Raw genomic sequence first — 20,897 nt, 5'->3', positions numbered from 1 at the left:
CCCCTATCCAATAATCATTTTTCCTTCAGGATACTTATACAGTTCCTTACCCTTTTTCTGTCCAAGTGCATACGCCAGCGTAATCGGTCCAAGCCGGCCTGCGAACATCATAAAACAGATCATGAGCTTTCCGAATGTGGTCAGCTTCAGCGTCAACCCCATCGATAATCCAACGGTAGAAAAGGCCGATGTCGTTTCAAATAAAATCATGAGAAAACCGCTATCTTCCGTCATGGTAAGCAGCATGGTCACTGCAATGATGAGCAGCAGCGCAAGAAGCGTAACCGTCAATGCCTTGAAAATACGTTCCTGTTCCAGCCGATATCTGAAAAAAACAATATCCTCTCTGCCTCGCATCATCGCGATGACAGCTCCGACCATGATCATAAACGTTGTCGTTTTAATCCCGCCTCCGGTGGAACCTGGAGAAGCCCCGATAAACATTAAAATAATAATGAAAAACTGCGTTGCCTGTCTGAGACCGGCAATATCCAGGGTATTAGCTCCTGCCGTTCGCGGGGTTACCGACTGAAAGAACGAACCGAGAATTTTGCCTCCCCAGTTCAAGCTGCCCAGCGTCTGTGGATTGCTGTATTCAAACACAAAAATGACCAGTGCACCGAACCCAATCAGTAAACCTGTGGTTAGCAGCACCACCTTGGAATGAAGCGAAAGTTTGCGCGTTTTACGATAATCCACCAGATCGGATAAAACAACAAAGCCAATGCCCCCAGCCACAATCAAAAACATGGCCGTAAAATTCACAAGTGGATCATAGACGTACCCGGTCAAACTGCGGAAGTCGCCAAACATATCAAACCCTGCATTATTGAACATCGAGATGGCATGCCAGTATCCGTAATAAATTGCCTGTCCGACAGGCATGTCGAATGACCAGCGGATTGCAAATAGCGTGCCGCAAACGGCTTCCAAAATGAGCGAGTAGGCCACGACCTTGCGAATAAGCCGCACAATACCTTCCATCGTGTTCTGGTTCATCGCTTCCTGCAAGATCAATCGCTCCCGCAGGGAAATCCGCCGCTTGAACGCAATGGCCACCAGTGTGGACATGGTCATGAAGCCAAGACCACCGATTTGAATCAGAACAGCAATAATCACCTGACCCAGTACAGTAAAGTGAGTACCCGTGTCCACAACAACCAAACCGGTAACACATACCGCCGATGTAGCCGTAAATAATGCATCAATAAAAGGAAGACTATCCCCGCTGCGGCTGGAAACCGGAAGCATGAGAAACAATGTTCCGAGCAGGATAATTCCCGCAAATCCCAGGACAAGAATACGTGGGGGTGATAGGCGCACCCATTGGTTATTCAGTTTCACTTGTGTATCATCCACCTCTGCCAAAAAGAAAATGACCCCACGATGTGGAGCCTTTCTCCGAATCACTCATCCTTGGCACAAGGGCCAACACACGAAATCTTGGATAAGCTCCGTTCGGAGCATATAAAAATGTATGATTGTAGTCATAACCACATATGCATTAAGGTTGGAATCCTCTTATTCGTTCCCTTGCAAGGCTAAAGACATGCAAATATTGCACATTTGTTTCAAAATTATAAGCGCTGCGGCTGCTGCAGACAAAACGTTTTTTGTGTAAATAGGATCGAATTCCGGCAAAAAGGGAAAAACTCAGATATATCAATGAACGGATCAGATTCATTCGATCATTTTCATTCATTTTCAGGGATTTGCACGTCTTTTCGTTTCATCATTGGCATTCAGGGTTCGGCCTGTGCTATCTTTACTTTAATATCCAAATTAATAAAGGAGGAACACCATTACATGAACCCCTTAGGGCAGCCTTTGGTACTCAAAGCTAACTTCAAGCGTTTAGGGTTGCTGGCGGCGATTGGCCTGATTTTGTTTTTTGTCTTTCAGATCTTCCCTGCTACTTCATCACAAACCACGGATATTCCGTCTACATCTTTTATAAGCAAGGAACAGGCAACCCAATCCGCACGATCATTTGCAGCCTCCATAGCCAATTACACCCTTCCTTCGGATAACGGCAAGACACTGGTCACCTATCAGACCCATTCCGATATCTATGGATACATGGCCAAAACCAAACAGCTTGATTCGTATAATCAAAAATGGGAAGCAACCTATCCCTACGATGTGTTTCGCGTTCGTTTGCCTGATGAGGACAACGGCGGTTATTTGAATGTGGACGTACATATGAGAACTGGCAAAGTTGTTGGTTTCAAACGGGAACTACCTTCTTCCCTGTATGCATCCGCTGATGCTGAGCAGGATAAAAACAAACGCAATGCAACGATTCAGCTCGCCGAGGGCAATATCCCATTGGACGAAAAGGAGCAGCTAGCTTCCGGAATTCTTGCCGAATTCGGCTATGACGCCCCAAAACTTCAGCTGGATACCCGAGAAGGTGAAGGTGGACTAACCTACACGGATGCGGATAAGCAGATCGGTGACTCCAGGCTGGAACTGAATTTCACCTTTGAAAACGGAGCGGTCCGCTCCTTCGAATCGGTCTTCTCGGTTCCAGACGAGCATATCAATTATGTACAGGATCAAACTCGCCAGGCCAACTGGATGACCTATGGAGGTTATGCATTCCTGACATTCGTGCTTGGTGTGCTGGCGATTATTTACAGCATTCTCACCCGGGTGCATACGTCATTTAAACGCGGGATTATTCTGTCACTGGTGTACTTCGCCGCATCCGTTATTGGTACACTAAACATGATTCCGCTGTTTCAGGCACAGGGCCTGTCCAGCTTCATGCTGGCCTTCCTGATGCTCATGCAGACGGGGATTACTCTGGTCATGAGTGCCACGATCTACCTCTCACTCGTTGCAGGAGACGGCATGTGGCGCAAAATCGGACTAAATCCTTGGCCTCGCGCAAAAGAGCCCGGATACGGCAAATATGTCCTTCACAGCATGTATGCAGGGTACCTGTGGGCGTTCATTTTGCTTGGCGTTCAATCCATCCTGTTCTTCATTCTGGAACGAAGCATAGGAAGCTGGTCTACCACCTCGGCAGACCAATCGACTTACAACATGTCATACGCATGGATCTTTCCCATCATGGCCTGGATGGCCGGCATTGGAGAGGAAACGGTGTACCGGCTGTTCGGGATTCGCATGATGCAAAAAATCGTGCGCAATACCTTCATCGCCTGTTTGATTCCAACGCTGATCTGGGCACTTGGACATACACTTTATCCAATCTACCCGGTCATCACACGCCCCATTGAGCTTATGGTCATCGGTTTACTGTTCAGCCTGGTCATGCTTCGCCACGGCTTTATCGCCGTTGTGTTCAGCCATGTCATCTTCGACAGCCTGCTAATGGGACTCAGCCTGATCTTTATGGGTGACGCCCTGAATATTTCCGCAGGAATCTTCTGGATTGTGCTTCCAGCCATCGTTGGATATGTAATTTACAAATGGAATCCACAAAAAAAAGAGAAGCCGTATGTTACGACTCCTCATCCCGAAGTGCTGCAATAATTTGATTAGCTAGTTTATCACCGATAGATAGAGGCCGGAAGTCTTCGACGCTGGCCTCTTTTATTTTGCGTAAAGAACCAAAATGCTTCAGCAGCAGTTTACGACGCTTCTCGCCGATGCCAGGAATGGAATCCAAACGAGAAGTGACCATGGACTTGCCGCGCTGCTCCCGGTGGAACGAGATGGCAAAGCGGTGAACCTCTTCCTGAATACGTTGAAGCAGATAAAACTCCTGGCTGTCCCGCGGCAGTGATATAACTTCAGGCGGATTGCCAATCATGAGCTGTGAAGTTTTGTGTTTGGCGTCTTTCACCAGACCACATACGGGAATAAACAAACCCAGTTCATTCTCCAATATATCCACAGCAGCCGAAATCTGCCCTTTTCCGCCATCCACAACGATGAGGTCAGGCTGGGGCAGGTTTTCCTTCAATACCCGCTCATAACGTCTGCGGATGACTTCACGCATCGTTTCGTAATCATCGGGTCCTTCTACTGAACGAACCTTGTATTTACGGTATTCTTTCTTGTCCGGCTTGCCATCGGTAAATACAATCATCGCCGACACCGGGTTGGTTCCCTGAATGTTGGAGTTATCAAACGCCTCGATCCGACGCAGTTGATCCAGACCGATCCAGCGCCCAAGACCCTCGGATGCTTTGGACGTACGTTCTTCGTTACGCTCAATCAGACGGAATTTCTCTTCCAAGGCCACTCTTGCATTATCCACAGCCATGGTGATCATTTGGCGTTTCAATCCGCGCTGCGGGATGTGCACCTTGATCTCCAGCCACTCCTGCAGAGCCGCTGCGGCCTGGAACGGGTCTTCCAATCCAGGCCGGTTAGTATCCACAGCAGCATTCTCCTGTTGATCGGACACATCCTGAGCCATTGCTGTTTCTGCTTTGTCCTCTTCTGGAGCATGGTTTTCCCCATAAGCTGCACGGGATTCCGCAACTTGCGGTTCAGCCGAAACATCATTCAATGCGGATGACAATTGATCCGATTCCGATGCCACAGCCGCCGGCACATCCATAGCAATAACTTCAGCGTTATCCGCCGAGTCTTCAGTGACCAATTCTTTCGGAACTTCTGGCAGCAAGATCTCCTGCGGCAGTGCCGGATTATCGCTATAATATTGTGTCACGTAGGAAATAAAGTCACTGTACGCTTCGCCATAAAACGGAAACGTCGATACATGGCGCTCGATCATTTTCCCCTGACGCATATATAGAATCTGGACGCACATCCAGCCCTTATCAATGGCGAACCCAAACACATCGCGGTCTCTGGCGTCCGCCATCGTAATTTTCTGTTTTTCCATCATGGCATCAATGGCTATGACTTGGTCCCGCAATTCCTTGGCACGTTCGAAATACAGATCCTCTGCGGCTTCCTGCATTTTGCGCTGCAGATCCTTCTTGATTTCTTCGTGACCTCCGCTCAGGAATGAACCGATTTCTTGGGAAATCTGGTCATATTGCTCCTTGCCTACTTCCTTCACACAGGGAGCAAGACATTGTCCCATGTGGTAATACAGGCAGACTTCCTTCGGCATTACGCCGCATTTGCGCAGCGGATACATGCGGTCGAGCAGCTTTTTCGTTTGGTGTGCCGCGTACGAGTTCGGATAGGGTCCAAAGTACTTGGCTTTATCTTTCAGCACACGCCGGGTCACTTCGAGCCGTGGATGCTTTTCATTCGTAATTTTAAGATACGGAAAGGTTTTGTCATCCTTGAGCAAAACGTTATAACGCGGCATGTGTTTTTTGATCAGGTTACACTCCAGGATGAGTGCTTCCATATTGCTGCCGGTCACAATGTATTCAAAATCGCGGATTTCGGATACGAGACGCTGCGTCTTTCCGTTATGACTACCTATAAAATAAGAGCGTACACGGTTTTTCAGCACTTTGGCCTTACCTACATAGATAATGGTACCTTCACTGTTTTTCATCAAATAACAGCCAGGCATATCAGGCAGCAGTGCAAGCTTGTGCCGTATCTGCTCCAGGGCCTGCTCCTGTTCTTGCAGAACATTTATGAATTCATCCATAATTCGGTGGGTCCTCCCTTCCGAAAAAAGTAATAATCAACGGTTACACTAGACCATTCCGATTACAGTACCGTTCTCCGATCGCCGTTATCCCCAGATTTCTTTGATCCCATTAGCATGGGGAAATCCGGTGATAAATGCGAGCGCTTCGCTTCTTCGAATCGGTTCTGTACTCTACATTATAAGTGTAAAATAATGATTACTTTTATATTGTCCTATAAAAAGGTATTCGACGCAAAACGCCCCCGGCGCATAAACCGGAGGCGTATCTGTTAGCCTAGTGAATTATTGGTGTTTCTCGATGATTCCTTTGAGTGCTTCTTTCGAGTTCAATCCAACCACTTTATCAACCGGTTGGCCGTCTTTGAAGAAGATCAATGTCGGAATGCTCATTACGCCGAAGCGGGAAGCGGATTCCGGATTTTCGTCAACGTTGACTTTGGCAATTTTCACTGCATCGCCAACTTCGGTGGAGAGCTCTTCCAGGATTGGAGCGAGCATTTTGCAAGGACCGCACCAAGGCGCCCAGAAATCAACAAGAACCGTTCCTTCTCCTTCGACTTCAGCGTTAAAGGATTGATCGGATACGTTAACAATAGCCATGAAATTGTCCTCCTTATATATACTTACGGTTTATTTTAACCTGTAACGTCGTGAACGACACTTCCAGTATAACACAGGTCATCTAAACTTGTGAAATGAACGTGCAATGTTCATCTCTCCACCATCAAATCTTCACAATTGCTCATCTTGACATCATTGCTGCAAAATCTTTACAAACGCTTTCTTTTCCAAGTATACTAAAATTACTCCGGGCTTCAGCTCCCTGGAAGGGCAAGCTGTTGATCCACATAAGGAGGCAATACCATGGACGCAAATGTGCGGATCAGCGACCCGCGTGAACATGTGAACGAGGAGCCCCGTAACGATCTATTCGATCTGATTGCGGGTGTTGCCGGCATGGGCGGCCTGATGACAGTCATCTTCTTCGGCATGGTCATCTTCAAATTCCTGACCGAATAGGATGTCAGGCCCGCGCAGGACCAAAAAAGCCCGGTTTCCGCGACTACCGCGAAAAACCAGGCTTTTTTGTGGACTACTTACCATATGAATATAAAAATTATCGCTTGCCTCGCTGATTCTCTCCACGAACAGAAACGACGTCGACAAACGGACGAATGCGATCCATCAGACGCTGCCCCTTGTTCATTTCCTCGCCATCCTTGCTCGTAAAGCTGAGATGCTTCTCCAGCCCATCCAGATTGTAGTTGGACGTGTAGAACGTTGGTTTCCGATTCATGCGGTAGTTCAAAATGGAACCCATCACATGATCTCGAACCCAAGGATTCAAATTCTCTGCGCCAATATCATCGAAGATGAGCAGGTCACAGCTTTTGAGTATATCTGTCGTTTCTTTCAGCTTCTGCCCATCCGTGATCATGGATTTCAGATCCTCCACAAAGTCAGGCATGTAGATAATGACCCCAGTGTATCCCGCAACGGCTAATTCGTGTAACAGATAGCACATCAGAAACGTCTTGCCTGTTCCAAATGATCCCTCGAGAAACAGTCCTTGCGGAGATAACCCGTTCTCCTTCGTGTCACTAATATAACGCAGAACCTGGTTTACTGCCGGAGCACGCATCCGATCCTTGCCCATGATTTCCACATCGTTATATCCTGCACTAAGCGCACGCTCGTCCACATAGAAGCTGCGGATTCTCTTCTTGATCACATGCTCATTTTGCCTGGCAATATGTTTGGAACACGGAGCTTTTTTATCTATAATTTCGGGTTTACCGTTAAAATGCTCTACTTCCAGTTTGCAAAAGTGACCCTGGAAATCGTTAGGACAGTTATCCAGCCCCGGACAATTCGCACAGTTTTTCGAATCTCGGGCATACTGATACAGCTTGCTCAGATCGGTCATGAGCTGTGCATCTTTCAGTTCCGGGTGACCTGCTCGGAATTCGCGTACGTACGGATCATCCATCAACTCCGCCGCAATTCGCCGCGACTGCTCACGAAAGGAAGGATTAAGCTGCTGAAGCAGTCCTCCCAAGGATTCCATGGCTTCAAGCCCCCTTAATGTATTCAATATAGAATGAACCACCTGATTTTACCAATGACCATGATGATGGCATAGGTTCCTTCGATCGATTGCAATTCTATTGTTCATTCTATAGAAACTCGGGGCATAACTCAACATGTTCCGTCTGGAAAAAACGATCTCCTTCGTGACACATTGTATCGCATATGGTGTAGATGACAGTACTGCCTGCTCCCAGGGGATTCCTTTAACGGGGGAGCCCTACCGTAACAATCTCGCAAGGTCCTGCCGGGATGGACCATTTTTTGCCCCTGAATAGATTAGTAGAAACACCTGAAGAGGATACGAGTTTCTCGCCCTTCTCCTCCAAAATATTGCTCTTGTATGCTTCTTCATTTGTATTCAATTCGTTTGCAACCAGACTCAGCAGAGATGTGTCCGGCTTCATATTATACCAGCGCATCATCAGATCACCTGATTCCTCATTCACTTTCAGTGAGGAGAATGCCAAACCTTCCCCTTGCCATGCAAATGGGGTATGCGTTGATGACAGCGTTCCTGAGTGAACATCTGTTTGTACCAGCGTCCATGGAACCTGGAACTGGTAAGCCTCGATGTATGCATCTGATGATGCACCGCTTCCATCATGCGGAATGATCTCCATCTGGAACGAATGCTCTCCCAGACATTGTGCTTCCGGTGTCGGGAACAATCCCCAGTCCCCGAGCTCCCCTACGGCACGGAGCAGCGTTACGGCAATCGTATTGCGCCCATCCTGAAGAACTTCATATTCATTCAGTCCCAGATTGGCTACGACCAGTCCAGCCTGTTCTTCACTCACATCCACAAAACTTTGCTGATGCTGTGTATTGCTTGGATTTTGCCACTCCGGTGCGGGCACATTATCACGAGTAGCAATCTCAAACATGGAATCCACATGGTGAACGGCAGTCGCCAGGTCGGTTGGAAACAGGGCACGTACACGGTGATCCTTCGCCTGATTGTTGAAGGTCGTTTGCACATGAACTCCTTTTCCGCTGCGGCTTAACGACAGAATCGTACGAATACGCAGTGTGGTAGTCTGTTTGGAACGCTGTGCCTTGCGATACGGGTAATAGATGAGCTCACGTTGTTCACGATCCAGCACCTCATCCGCCGAAGCAGGAATTTCCCAATCATGTATGATTTCGTAGGAGACACGGTAGGGCGTATCTTCTATGATCTGTATGCCAGCTGTTAATTCTTTCGTAGTCAAAGCAACTTCATTCTCCGGCTGCTTGAACATATACTCGTTACCAATATCCCCAACATTTTCGTACACGCCAAGGTCTTGGTACGTACGTCCTGTGCGTTTATCCTTCAGTGTAAAGGAGCCATTGTCTGCGATTGTAACGGCAACATATTCATTTTCCATGCCGCGTTCACCACGGCGCAATGCAGAACCATTCGAGACTGAATCATTCTGAGCTTCACTGCGAACCCATGCATATGTCTTCAATCCAAGTGCTGGCACGTTCTCAGCTTCAAATGTAATTCTGACCCGGCGGCAGCTGTATGGCTGACGGAATCGGTCATCCGGCAGATCATAACCGAACTGCAGGCCCAGATCTTCTACTGTACACGGAACGTGCGCTCCCTTTTCGTCAACGAGGATACGACCGGACAGATCTACATTGTTCATTTGGGCAGCCATACCCTCTAATGAAATGCCATCACGGAAGTAGATACGAGCCGCATCCAGTTCGATCTGAACAATGCCGCTGCGCTCCCAGCCTGTCGTATTAAACGTGATCAGCGGCCGCGCATCTTCACCGTAACTAGCAAAGATGGAGGTATCCACCGAAGCAGCAATCTGACTTGTGCTCTCTTCAATCATCGCTTCAGCGACGTGACGGCTCTTCTCGAATCGTGTGACCATCTCGCGGTGAACCTCATCCACACTGCAGCCGCAGATGCTGTCATGCGGATGGTTCTGCATCAGCGTTTTCCAGGCATAAGTCAGTTGATCATGCGGATAAGCATGTCCAAGGAGATGGGCGTAAGACGCCAGTGGCTCAGCCACCTTTTCCAGCATGGCTTGACCAAGCTGGTTCATCTGTTTCAGATAAACCCGTGCCGAGGCGGTGTTCACCAGGGTACCCCAGCCATCGGTACGCTGGCTGCGCAGCTCTCCTTTTACTGTAGACAGTTCATGTTCCGCTGATTCTTTCAGGGCCGTCAGATAATCCGGAAAGTTGGAGTGAACGAATTCTATGTCGGGATGTAATTGCTCGGCCATTCGAATCGCGTCAGGCAGATCCCGCTGAATAGGCTGGTGATCACATCCGTTCATGTACAGCAGTTCATTAGTCGAGGCATATTTCTCGGCATCAGCCAATTTGGTTTCCCAAAACTTGCGGGCTGAAGCCTCATCTACCGGAATTTCATTACCATTGGAGTACCAGTTGGCAAATAGCACCCCCAGCACTTTCGATCCATCCGGCCCTTCCCACATGAGCTCCGAGAAGCTGGATTCGTATCCTGCATCCGATACGGTATTATTGAAGCCTGTAGGTTTCACGCCTCGTCCAAAAAAGACGTTATCGATGCCAGATTGCAGCATGAGCTGCGGAGTCTGTCCAACCAGCCCGAACGTATCGGGAAAATAACCGATCTTGGAGGGCGTGCCGTAACGCTTCGCATCCCGATGCCCAACCTGCATATTGCGCACATTGGCTTCACCACTGGTAAGAAATGCATCCTGCAGTATATACCAAGGCCCAATTACAATCCGGCCATTGCGGATGTGCTTCTCCAGCCGTTCCTTTTGCTCCGGACGAACCTGAAGATAATCGTCGATAATGATCGTTTGTCCATCCAGGTAAAAGCTTTTGTAGTCCGCTCCCTCATCGAGCTCATCTAGCAGTGAATCCACCAGTTGAACGAGCCGCATATGGTGCTTCTCATAGGGCAGGTACCATTCCCGATCCCAGTGAGTGTGCGAAATGATATGGGCTCTTTTGGTTTTTGATTTATTCTTTTGTTCCGTCATGCGTTAGCCCACCTCTCCATCTTGTTGTACAATCTCAACTTCTTCCGGGCGATACACCGTATGCAGCTTTCCTGCAGCATCTGTGGCAAACAGCACGGATCGATTTTTCTCCAATTTGAACTCATAGGATACGCCAGTGCGGGTATCTCTTACGTGAACCTTATGATTGAGTGAAGACTCTGACACAAATACATATAGATTTCCTTTTGGAAAACTCAGCTTCCGGCCATAGATTCCTGCAATGTCTCCGCCTGAGACCCATTCCAGCTCCTGATGGATGCCAGCCGTTTCGGCCGCATAATGGTACAGGTCCGCCAGCGGCTCATCCCGTCCGTTCAGCTCGAGCGGCAGCGGGGTCCACATGATTCTTCCTTTCCCCCATGGCAGAACAGTCACTTCATCTGGAGTGTCATGATCTTGATGAAGCAGCGTCTCTTTAGCCACTTCAGCAATACGGCGCCGGCCATACGTTACCCGGTGATTCACCCCATTGATATTCAGCAGTTCTTCACGCTGCACATTACCCAAACTGCGTTTACCCACAATGTGATCGGCCCGGTCACTGGCCTTCCAGTACGCATCCAGTCCCAGTGGTCCAGTGATCAGCAGACATGCGCCTTCCTTCTCCGTGAATGCAAGCAGCTGAAGCAATGCATCATTATCCATATTGTGTGGACTCGGCACGATAATCAGCTTGGGTGGCTGCTGCTCCAGTGCTTCCAGATGATACTCGGATACGGCACGGAATGGCAGTTTCAGATCATAGGACATCACACGCGTAAGCTTGGTGGTTGCATCATAAGCAAGGGAACGGTTGGAGAAATCATTGGAATACGGGAACACGACCGCAATCTCCTCCAGCTCACGATCCTCGAAGAGATCACGCACCTTCTGCATGAAGCGGCCAAAGTCATAGGATACATCCGCCTCTGGCTTCTCTGTACCATCTGCACGAAGGGCCCCAATATGAGACTCATTGGCATTATCCATATAGAAGTTGGTATTCCAGATCCACTGCACTGCTCCCGCACCACCTGTGGAGAATGCATAGGCATACTTCCGTTCAAGAATGCTGCGAAGCTCTTCTTCCGTGCGCTTGGCGCGTCCATCCGGGGTCTCCACATACATGATGCCCGTCTCCTGAATGAGATTTGGTTTATGCGGAGTTTTGGTGAAAATGCCGTCCCAGATCAGATCATCGTTCAACCACCAGGAATGCACGGTGGTATAATCCACTTCACGTTCATAGAAAAACGGTGAAGGACGCTGTGCACCCAGAGCTTCGTCCTGCCCTACGGTAACGAGATGATTCGGCACCAGATCCTTGATCGTACCTACGAGCTCTCTTGCCCAAACATTGTGCATCTCCATGGAGAAGAGACAATAATCGAGCCAGCGGGTTCCTTTTTTCGCCTTGTGCATGTCCTGTACATCAAAGTTAATCTCTTCCGGTTCCGGAATGACCGCTGCTGCAAAGTTCGGAAGCTGCTTCGGTGACATGTTCCATGCTTCCTGCAGCGCTTCAATGGTTTCATGCCGCTGCTGAAGCCATCCAATAAATGCCTGCTGTTCGTGCGAATCCCTGGCTGAGCGCGGGCCATCCGAGAAGATGCGCACCGGATCAAACATCGATGGCTCGTTAATCAGATCCCAATCCACATGAGTGGTGTGTGTATGCCGGCTGACGATGCTGCGAATGAAACGCTTCTGTGCCTCGACACTTTGCGGATCCAGATACGGATTCGTTCCTTCCCACGTTTCAGGCGTAAAGGAAAAGAATGTGAACGTAACCTGTAGGCCATGGCGCTTCGCCGTTAACAGGAAGGCATCAATCGCGCGAAGCACATCCTCCGCCATGTGCCCGTCCACCTGCATCATATTACGATAAGCTGTCCAGATTCCGGTCCGAATCCAGTTAATACCGGCCTTCGCCATCTGTGCCATGTCCCGATCCCATACATCGGCGTTCGGTAGGAACAGAAATTTCCGGGCTACGTCGGAGGTCATGTACGTCATACCCACAACAGGGAGAGGTCGTCCTTCTTTTACAAAGTAGTCTCTGCTGCGAGTTATAACTTCACCTTCTGCAAGCAATGCGTCATCCTGGCCCCAGAATCCTTGGCGCAGATTTCGAACTTCACCGTCAGGTCCTTGCGCACGACATACGACTCGGTACAGCCCGCTCTCTACTAAAAACGGAAGAGGGAGGCGCACAAACTGCTGCTCTCCGGTAAGCTCCATCTGCAGCTTATGGCTCCATACCTTCTCAGCTGTGCCGCTTGTCCGATCCTCTCGTTCAACGGTCAGATCAAACGTCCACAACTCGGAAGCTGTACGTCGGTCACCCGCGCGCTGTAAAATCTGTCCCTGAAGGGTAAGTGCAGCCCGTTCACCTGGTTCATACGTGGCGTAGTTAGGCTTGAGCGACAATTCAGTTACCCCTTTGGCACAGAATTGTGCCCACTTCACAATCTCCTTAGCACCGTCCTGCTCCCAGAATGAAGCAGTCAGCGGCAGATTCACAAACATCCAGCGTGAACCAGCAAATGTACTGCGGGAGTTCTCCCACAGGACAACCGGAGCGGCAATGCTGCGTTCATCCTTACTCACTCCGCAAAGTAACGGATAGATCTGCGTGCTCATCGGTCCTGCCGAACCCATCTGGTGAGGCAGATCACTAGACTTGGTGGTATGCGGGACCAGATTCCACGTGTCTGCAATCTCAAACAAGCCCTCTTTGCCAGCAAGCAATGAAATTTGTTCAGAGGAGGCGTACGTTTGGATATTCGCTGAAGATACGTTCAGTGCCTCGTGAATATAAAGCTCCTGATGATACGCCGTCTGCTCTGACTCCACAACCCAAGCTCCATCCTGATCCCGCACAGGGCGCTTAAACGGTGCTCCACCCACACTGATCAGGCTTCCTCCCTGATGCAGATAGGCTGCTATTTCCGTCCAGGCCGATTTGGGAAAGTAGGGTGCATGCAGGTTTACCAGACAGCCCTCGCCTGCAGCTGCTTTCAACACATCAGCCAGTTCTCGTGCACTAACAACGATGACTTCATTAGACCCTTGCCAAGTATCCAGAGCTTCACGGGATGGCCGCTGGCCTTCTGCCGGAAAATCAGGATCAGCGAAGATAATCAGCTTGTTGTCCTTCAGATGTGTACTCATAACAGCCCATCCTTCATGGATTTATAGACCAACTGGGAGAACAGGCTGTTGGACCATGCGAACCATTTTCTCGTAAAAATGGTTGGATCATCGGCATGGAAACCTTCATGCATATAACCTGTATCCGCATCTGTCGCTTCCAGCATACGAATGATCTCCAGTTTCTCCTCGGCAGATTGTGACGTCAGTCCCTGCATGGATAGACCCATATGCCAGATGTAATCTGGTGGTGTGTGCGGGCTGCCGATCCCTTTGGCAACCTTGCCTTCATAATAGAACGGATTCTCTTTGCTTAGGGCGAATCGGCGGGTATTTTGATAGATCGGATCATCCGCTGTGACGTAACCGAGATACGGAATGGACATCAGTCCCGGTGTACCGGCATCATCCATGAGACAGTAATTGCCATAGCCATCCGTCTCGTACGCGTAGATGGGACCAAATTCCGGATGACGATAAATGCCGTACAGCTGAATGCCGTGATCCACGTCCTGCTCCAGATCCTTAAGCTCCTGCAGCAGCGCCATATCCCGGAACACCCACTCGGCAAACTCCTGCATCTGGCGCAAAGCTACGACTGCAAACATGTTGCCCGGAATATTGTAGTGAAAATCGCACGCATCGTCGCTGGAACGGAAGCCAGACCAGATCATGCCTGTATAATTGACCGGCATGCCCTTCCCATGATTACGCAAAGAATCTGTAGGAATGCCGTTATTGCGTGTAAAGCGATATGGAGATTGCTCCATGTGATGCTGTTCCACCTTGAACAGGTCCACGATTTTGCGCATGGCTGCCTTGAAGCTGGAATCGAAAATGTTGGTCAGCTCCGTTTCCTTCCAATATAGATAGGCTAACCGCACAACAAAGCACAGCGAATCAATCTCGAATTTGCGTTCCCATACCCAAGGCGACATATCGGTCTCGTCCGTTGTGTTCCAGTGCCAGTCATTGGCCGTCTCATTGAAGGCATTAGCATATGGATCAATATGAACATACTGGATGTGGCGCTTGATCAGGCCGCCAATGATCCGCTGCAGGTCCTCATCTTCCTTCGCAAACGGAATGTAGTGCACCACCTGCTCCACGGAATCACGCAGCCACGAGGCTGGGATGTCTCCGGTGATAACAAAGGTCGTACCATCGTCCATCAGTTTTGTTGTCGTTTCAATTGTATTGGGAAAACAATTTTTGAATAATTGAAGCAGCTTCGGTCGATGAGCCAGCTTCTGTTCCGCCTCTTCGAGCACTACCTGAATGGATTGCGGCACAGCAACGGGCGGCATTGGTATTTTGGGTAATCTGAATTGTTCCATGGATGAGTGCAACTCCTTAAACGTATTGAATGGTGTAGCTAGATAAGATCAGCTAAGAACATTCACACGAGCCACTACGATGACAGAACAACCTTCCGATCGCTGTTATCCCCAGATTTTTTGATTCCCTCCTTCAAGGGTAAATCCGGGGATAGCGTATGCTTCCGATGTAGCTTTCCTTCAGAAAGCTTTTAGGCGACCGCTTCGCTTCTTCGGATACTTTCTGCACTCTTCGTTATCGTGTAAATGTTTAAGTTCATCTTACGTAGCTCAAAGATATTTCAAAAAGGTTTACCGCAGCAGCACGGTTTTAATTTCGTAAGGGGCGAAGGTCAATGTAATCTGACCATTCGTCATATCCAAAGGCTCACCCGGTTCTTCCAACGCATTGGAGAGATAGGCCTGCTCAAAGGCATGTGGCCATTGCAAGGTTACACGTTCACGTTTGCCTGAAGATTCATAGAAACGAAGTACCGTGCCGTGTCCATCCTCTGCCATTTTGACCGTATCCAAGATGACATGTTCGCTATCCCAATCAATCCATGCTCCGGTTGCGGGGCGCGCAGGCAAGGCAGTTACAGTTGAATCTACTTCAGCCCCTGTGCTCTGCTGTACCTGTTGTATCGTCACCTCGTGATTCAGCTCTGCAGCATGACGTACCGTATGCGCATTACGCCAATCCCCTTCGTGCGGATACAGGGCATACGTGAATTCATGTTCTCCCAGATCTGCCGTTCGGTCCGGCCATTTCGGTGCACGAAGCAGAGATAAACGAATGGTGCTTCCCTGTACGTCGTATCCGTATTTGCAGTCATTAAGCAAACTCACGCCGTATCCATATTCGGATACATCTGCGAAACGGTGACCACAAACTTCATATTGGGCTTGCTCCCAGCTGGTGTTACGGTGCGTTGGCCGCTCCAATGCGCCAAACGGAATCTCATACGTCGCCTTGGAGGTCACGACATCAATTGGAAAACCGACTTTTAAGAGTTTGTGGTTTTCGTTCCAGCTCACTTGTGTTTGGAAGTCAATCCGCCGTGAATCATGGTAAAAGACGATATCTTGTGTAATCTCCGATTGATGGAGTTTCCACCGGAAGCGCAGGACGTCCTTCGTCGTACCAGCCAGCACCAGCTTTTTCTCCAATAGCTCGACTTCTCCAGCAACCTGCTCTTCATAACGACTGTCAATATCCCACGCATCCCAGAGCGTTGGACGGTCGTGGAAGAAGTGGAATTGATTGCCCCGTTCACCCGGCTTCAGCATTTCCCGCTCTGCTGCCTTATCCCACAGACGAGTAATCTCCCCTTGGTTGTTAAATTCCACATGATAAAACGCGGTATCCCATGTATCGTTAAAAACCGGTTGACCGGCATGGCTGGTCACTTCTCGTACATTCGTTTCCCTCGTGTTTTCAGGTACCAGCCAAATCGTCTTATACCCGAACGCCGGAATGTCATCCACAAGAATCGAGATCGCGTTATCCTCCCAATCCATTCGCAGGTGCTGGCCTTCCACATCTACCACATAACGATCCAAGCCATCGTGCACAGGGAGCTGAATGACTGCATTACGCTTCCAGCCAAGGCTGTTGAACACTACATAGGCCGCTGAACCTTCTGGACCCTTTGTGTCAATACCTGCCGTCAATGCCGCAGCACCTTGATTCAACCCTGCCCTACCTAACTCAAAAACTCGTACATATTCCTCATCCGAAGTCACGTATGACTCCGTAATCGCTGAGCCTGGAATAATATCATGGAATTGATTCAGCAAAACCAGCTTCCAGCCCTCATGCAGCGCCGAACGGACTTCAGCTTCCGTCTGTGCCTCCAGGTCCGGCAGAGCAAGTGTGTTCCACAGCTCGGCTTCACGATACAGGACCTCTGCTTTGCGATTGTTCCGCTTGTTGCGTGCATGTGTCGTGTACGTACCTCGATGAAGTTCCAGGTACAGATCACCGTGCCATTCCGGAAGTGTTGGCTTCCCTGCTTCAATACCTGCAAAAAAGGCTGCCGCTGTACTGTAGCGACTGGCAGGCTGCCCTACCATCAATTCTGCGCGATCCACGTACTCCAGCATTTCACGGGTTACTCCGCCGCCACCATCACCATGTCCATATAGAAGCATGTGCTCGGGATGTGCTGCCTTCTCACGGTAGGACTGCCAATGATCATGGATATCCTTCGGTAAAGTATGTTCATTGACACCATGGTTGAGATAAGACAGGATCGGTGTACCGTCAATGCCAACCCAGTGAAAGAGATCGTACGGGAATACATTGGTATCGTTCCATCCCAGCTTCGTCGTCATGAAATAGTCCACATTGCCATGCTTCAAAATCTGAGGCAGGGAGGCACAGTACCCGAATGTATCGGGCAGCCATTCAATCTGAGATGTCTTGCCGAACTCCTCCATGTAAAAACGCTGGCCATATAACATTTGGCGTATCAGCGACTCGCCGCTCGGAATGTTCAGATCCGGCTCAACCCACATACCGCCAACCAGTTCCCAGCGTCCTTCTGCAATGCGCTGCTTCACCCGTGCATACAATTCGGGATCATGTTCCTTCAGAAAGGCGTACAACAAAGGTTGGCTCTGGGAGTACACATAATCGGGATATTCATTCATTAGTGCATCCACGGTTGAGAATGTACGACTTGTCTTCCGTACTGTCTCCCGTACAGGCCACAGCCAGGCAATGTCGATATGGGACTGTCCCACCATATGTTCAAGACCTTCAGCGTTACCACCAATCTCCCGCACATGATTCGCTAAACTCTCTTCAATCTGGCGAATGCCCTTCCCCTGCTTGATCTCTTCATCTGTCATGCCGACAAATTGATCCATCGCACGATAGATGGCTTCAAGCAGACGTACACGCCGGAAGTCGCTTTCCGGCAGCAGTACGGCCGAATCGCGTACAATAATGACCGTATACATCAGGCTGCGAACCGCCTCGTTCGGTCTCACTAGCAGACTCGTGATCGATGTGATTGGCGGCTGAATAACGGCCTGCTGGTTCAACGGATCGACAGGCTCAGGTACCGGATCGAACAACTCGATCTCAAGTTCAGGATGGATTCCAATATTGGATGAGTCCAGCGTAACGTACGTATGATTGCGATCCAGACCCTGATAGGAACGACCATTCACCCGCAGCAATCCTTCTCCTCCCGATTGAAACAACAGTCCGAATGGGGCATGCTGCCAGGAAGCAGGGACTTCTAAACGGGTTCGAAAAAAGTAGGTGGTCCCCTGTGTGCTTGGAAAACGATCCAGGCCTTCTCCCTCCGGATAAGGCCCTTGATTCTCATATTTTCCGGGCACGTCATAATAAGCACGGGTGATGTTCCAGCTGCGTAAATCCACCTGCTCCAGCCACTGATGTTCAGACAGTTCACGAATAAATCGTCTAATACGTTCCATGTTTTAAGCCTCCCTTACCGTAAGCTCGGCCATTTGCGTGACGTTCACGCTGCTGCCGATATGAATACGGAATAGTCCCGGTTCAACCACGGGTTTCAAATGCCGTCCGATATATTGCAGCTGCTCCGCACCAACACGGAATTCAATCGTTTTCGTCTCACCAGGTGCCAGATTCACTTTTGTGAATCCTTTCAGCTCTTTGGCCGGGCGAGTCATCTGGCTGACCACATCGGTGATGTACATCTGTACCACTTCTGAGCCACTACGCTGGCCTGTATTGATCACATCCACCGATACCGTAATGGATTCGCCAGCTGTCATGGATGCCCTGCTGACTTTCGGCTCGCTGTATTCAAAAGTGGTATAGCTAAGTCCATATCCGAACGAATAACGAGGCTCCAGATCTTCTTCGAGGTAACGCTTGCCACGGGAACGTTTACCGTTGTAATAGATAGGTAACTGACCGACATGCTTCGGAATGGAAATCGTCAATTTGCCCGATGGATTCACATCGCCAAATAGAATGTCTGCAATGGCATGCCCGCCCTCTTGACCCGGATACCATGCCTCCAGAATGGCATCCGCATGTTCGTCCACCCAGGGTTCGGTGATGGGGCGCCCATTGATGTAAACAACGATGAGCTTTTTGCCCAGCTTGTGAATCTCCTGAATGAGTTCCAGCTGCACTCCCGCAAGCCCTAACGTCATACGGTCGATGCCTTCGCCGCACTCCATGTCGTTCCATGAATGATCCGATACATTGGATGCCCCTGTCTTCAGATCGATCGTTCCTTCGCCAAAATCGCGGGCACTTGAGCCTCCAACCACCATAATGACGGTATCGGCCTTGCCGGCGATCTCAATGGCATGCTCGAACCCTTCTCTGGAATCACCTTTGATTCGGCAACCTGGCGCATAAAGCACCTCACGTACACCTTCGTTCCCCGCAAGCTTGCTGCGAATACCATCAAGTACCGTTGCCACCTTGGATTTGGGTTGCGGTGACGTGTAATCACCGAGCTGATTGTAGGCATGATCTGCATTCGGGCCAATGACAGCAATTTGCCCAGCTCCGTTAATGGATAGCGGGAGAGCCGATTGCTCATTTTTGAGCAGGACCACTCCTTCTGCTGCCAATTGACGTGCCAGCTCGATATGCTGCTCACTGCCAATTACTTGTGCGGCTCGGTCAGCATCCACATAAGGCTGCTCAAACAAGCCAAGTTTAAATTTCAATGCCAGTACGCGGCTGACAGCCCGGTCCAAAACCTGCACATCAAGCTTGCCTTCTGAAACGGCCTGCACCAGATACTGTCCAAACATCTCACCGGACATCTCCATATCGATGCCTGCCTGAATGGCCTGGACAGATGCATCGAGCCCATCCGCTGCAACATCATGCCCGCCTGCCAGCATGTTGATTGCGCCGCAGTCCGTAATGACCAGACCCCCAAAGCCCCAGTCTTCACGTAAAACACGATCCAGCAATTCCGTATTTACCGTACAAGGCGTGCCATCAATTTCGTTATACGCAGGCATAATGGATGCTGCCCCAGCTTCAACCGCCTTTCGGAATGGATACAGATCCACCTCCAGCAATTCACGCCAGCCCATGTGTACAGGTCCTGCATTGCGTCCGCCTTCCGAACTGCCGTAACCGACAAAATGCTTCAGCGTTGCGGCAACCGCATCATCCCGGTCAAGACTTTCCCCCTGAAGGCCCTCGACCGATGCCACCGCCAGTTCTCCAATGAGATATGGATCTTCGCCGAAACATTCCTCGGTACGTCCCCAGCGTGGGTCACGGACAACATCCAGTACCGGAGAATACGTAACCGCTCCACCTTGGGCACGCGTCTCGCGCGCGACGGCCTGGCACATCTCCCGGTATAGATCCACATTCCAGGTGCTGCCGAGCAGCAGCGGTACAGGATATACCGTTCCGTCAATGGCCATATGGCCATGAGAGCACTCCTCCCCGATCAGGATCGGAATTCCCAGTCGGGAATGTTCCACAGCATGGCGCTGTATCAGGTTGACGGCTTCTGCCCCTTCTCTCGCGGATAGGCCACTTTCAAGTGTAACGCCAGTCCAGGGATCGGCCCGAAGGGCACCATAGAGAGAGCCGACGCCGCCGTTTTCCACTTGCTCTTTGAAGGAATCATTCAACGTGATGTTTCCCTTGTCATTCGTATAGGTCTGCCAGCCAAAAGGCTGAATGAGCTGGCCTACCTTCTCTTCCGTCGTCATCAGGCCAAGCAGGTGCTGCACCCGTTCTTCGACGGGCTTGCTTTTGTCCTTGTATGTCATCATCCTGAAACTCTCCAATCCTAT

11 protein-coding genes are annotated in these 20,897 nt (G+C 49.8%); 2 read left to right on the top strand and 9 right to left on the bottom strand.

What is annotated here, in order from left to right:
• Positions 1-3: 3 nt before the first annotated feature.
• Positions 4-1,344, bottom strand: coding sequence for a TrkH family potassium uptake protein (locus CHH60_RS22755; RefSeq protein WP_095361393.1), 1,341 nt, complete (start codon positions 1,342-1,344; stop codon positions 4-6).
• A gap of 462 nt (positions 1,345-1,806) precedes the next feature.
• Between CHH60_RS22755 and CHH60_RS22750 the strand changes: the two genes are divergently transcribed.
• Positions 1,807-3,504, top strand: coding sequence for a CPBP family intramembrane glutamic endopeptidase (locus CHH60_RS22750; RefSeq protein WP_095361294.1), 1,698 nt, complete (start codon positions 1,807-1,809; stop codon positions 3,502-3,504).
• On the opposite strand, the gene uvrC is transcribed toward CHH60_RS22750, so the two are convergent.
• Together uvrC and trxA are read right to left on the bottom strand one after the other, a co-directional pair.
• Positions 3,473-5,560, bottom strand: coding sequence for an excinuclease ABC subunit UvrC (uvrC, locus tag CHH60_RS22745; RefSeq protein WP_095361293.1), 2,088 nt, complete (start codon positions 5,558-5,560; stop codon positions 3,473-3,475). The two genes, CHH60_RS22750 and uvrC, sit on opposite strands and share 32 nt — an antisense overlap.
• Before the next feature lie 285 nt (positions 5,561-5,845).
• Positions 5,846-6,163 carry a thioredoxin gene (gene trxA / locus CHH60_RS22740; RefSeq protein WP_095292059.1) on the bottom strand — a complete coding sequence of 106 codons (318 nt, stop codon included), beginning with the start codon at positions 6,161-6,163 and terminating at the stop codon, positions 5,846-5,848.
• Between the two features lie 264 nt (positions 6,164-6,427).
• On the opposite strand from trxA, the gene CHH60_RS22735 reads away from it, so the two are divergent.
• Positions 6,428-6,583 carry a YqzM family protein gene (locus tag CHH60_RS22735; RefSeq protein ID WP_095292061.1) on the top strand — a complete coding sequence of 52 codons (156 nt, stop codon included), beginning with the start codon at positions 6,428-6,430 and terminating at the stop codon, positions 6,581-6,583.
• 97 nt (positions 6,584-6,680) lie between these two features.
• Here CHH60_RS22735 and dnaI read toward each other — a convergent pair whose 3' ends face one another.
• The 6 genes from dnaI to CHH60_RS22705 form a co-directional block, all read right to left on the bottom strand.
• The gene (dnaI, locus tag CHH60_RS22730; protein ID WP_095361292.1) at positions 6,681-7,631 is read right to left on the bottom strand and encodes a primosomal protein DnaI; all 951 of its coding nucleotides are present in this window, start codon (positions 7,629-7,631) and stop codon (positions 6,681-6,683) included.
• A 226-nt stretch (positions 7,632-7,857) separates the two neighbouring features.
• Positions 7,858-10,641 carry an alpha-mannosidase gene (locus CHH60_RS22725; RefSeq protein WP_095361291.1) on the bottom strand — a complete coding sequence of 928 codons (2,784 nt, stop codon included), beginning with the start codon at positions 10,639-10,641 and terminating at the stop codon, positions 7,858-7,860.
• A 3-nt stretch (positions 10,642-10,644) separates the two neighbouring features.
• Positions 10,645-13,815: a beta-galactosidase gene (locus CHH60_RS22720; protein ID WP_095361290.1), complete on the bottom strand. Its 3,171-nt coding sequence runs from the start codon at positions 13,813-13,815 to the stop codon at positions 10,645-10,647.
• Entirely contained in the window at positions 13,812-15,131 is a 1,320-nt protein-coding gene (locus CHH60_RS22715) for a glycoside hydrolase family 125 protein (RefSeq protein ID WP_095361289.1), read from the bottom strand. Before CHH60_RS22715 ends, CHH60_RS22720 begins: the two co-directional genes overlap by 4 nt.
• A gap of 291 nt (positions 15,132-15,422) precedes the next feature.
• Positions 15,423-18,563, bottom strand: coding sequence for an alpha-mannosidase (locus tag CHH60_RS22710; protein WP_095361288.1), 3,141 nt, complete (start codon positions 18,561-18,563; stop codon positions 15,423-15,425).
• A 3-nt stretch (positions 18,564-18,566) separates the two neighbouring features.
• Positions 18,567-20,876 carry a glycoside hydrolase family 3 N-terminal domain-containing protein gene (locus tag CHH60_RS22705; protein ID WP_176476171.1) on the bottom strand — a complete coding sequence of 770 codons (2,310 nt, stop codon included), beginning with the start codon at positions 20,874-20,876 and terminating at the stop codon, positions 18,567-18,569.
• Between the last annotated feature and the right edge of the window lie 21 nt (positions 20,877-20,897).

Source organism: Paenibacillus sp. 7523-1, from assembly GCF_002276415.1.
In the GTDB taxonomy this organism is placed as follows: domain Bacteria; phylum Bacillota; class Bacilli; order Paenibacillales; family Paenibacillaceae; genus Paenibacillus; species Paenibacillus illinoisensis_A.
This window is presented reverse-complemented; position numbering and strand designations above follow the sequence as displayed.

Coding starts and splice junctions, on each gene's coding strand:
- CHH60_RS22750 (WP_095361294.1), top strand. CDS start 1,807: ATGAACCCCTTAGGGCAGCCTTTGGTACTCAAAGCTAACTTCAAGCGT.
- uvrC (WP_095361293.1), bottom strand. CDS start 5,560: ATGGATGAATTCATAAATGTTCTGCAAGAACAGGAGCAGGCCCTGGAG.
- trxA (WP_095292059.1), bottom strand. CDS start 6,163: ATGGCTATTGTTAACGTATCCGATCAATCCTTTAACGCTGAAGTCGAA.
- CHH60_RS22735 (WP_095292061.1), top strand. CDS start 6,428: ATGGACGCAAATGTGCGGATCAGCGACCCGCGTGAACATGTGAACGAG.
- dnaI (WP_095361292.1), bottom strand. CDS start 7,631: ATGGAATCCTTGGGAGGACTGCTTCAGCAGCTTAATCCTTCCTTTCGT.
- CHH60_RS22725 (WP_095361291.1), bottom strand. CDS start 10,641: ATGACGGAACAAAAGAATAAATCAAAAACCAAAAGAGCCCATATCATT.
- CHH60_RS22720 (WP_095361290.1), bottom strand. CDS start 13,815: ATGAGTACACATCTGAAGGACAACAAGCTGATTATCTTCGCTGATCCT.
- CHH60_RS22715 (WP_095361289.1), bottom strand. CDS start 15,131: ATGGAACAATTCAGATTACCCAAAATACCAATGCCGCCCGTTGCTGTG.
- CHH60_RS22710 (WP_095361288.1), bottom strand. CDS start 18,563: ATGGAACGTATTAGACGATTTATTCGTGAACTGTCTGAACATCAGTGG.
- CHH60_RS22705 (WP_176476171.1), bottom strand. CDS start 20,876: ATGATGACATACAAGGACAAAAGCAAGCCCGTCGAAGAACGGGTGCAG.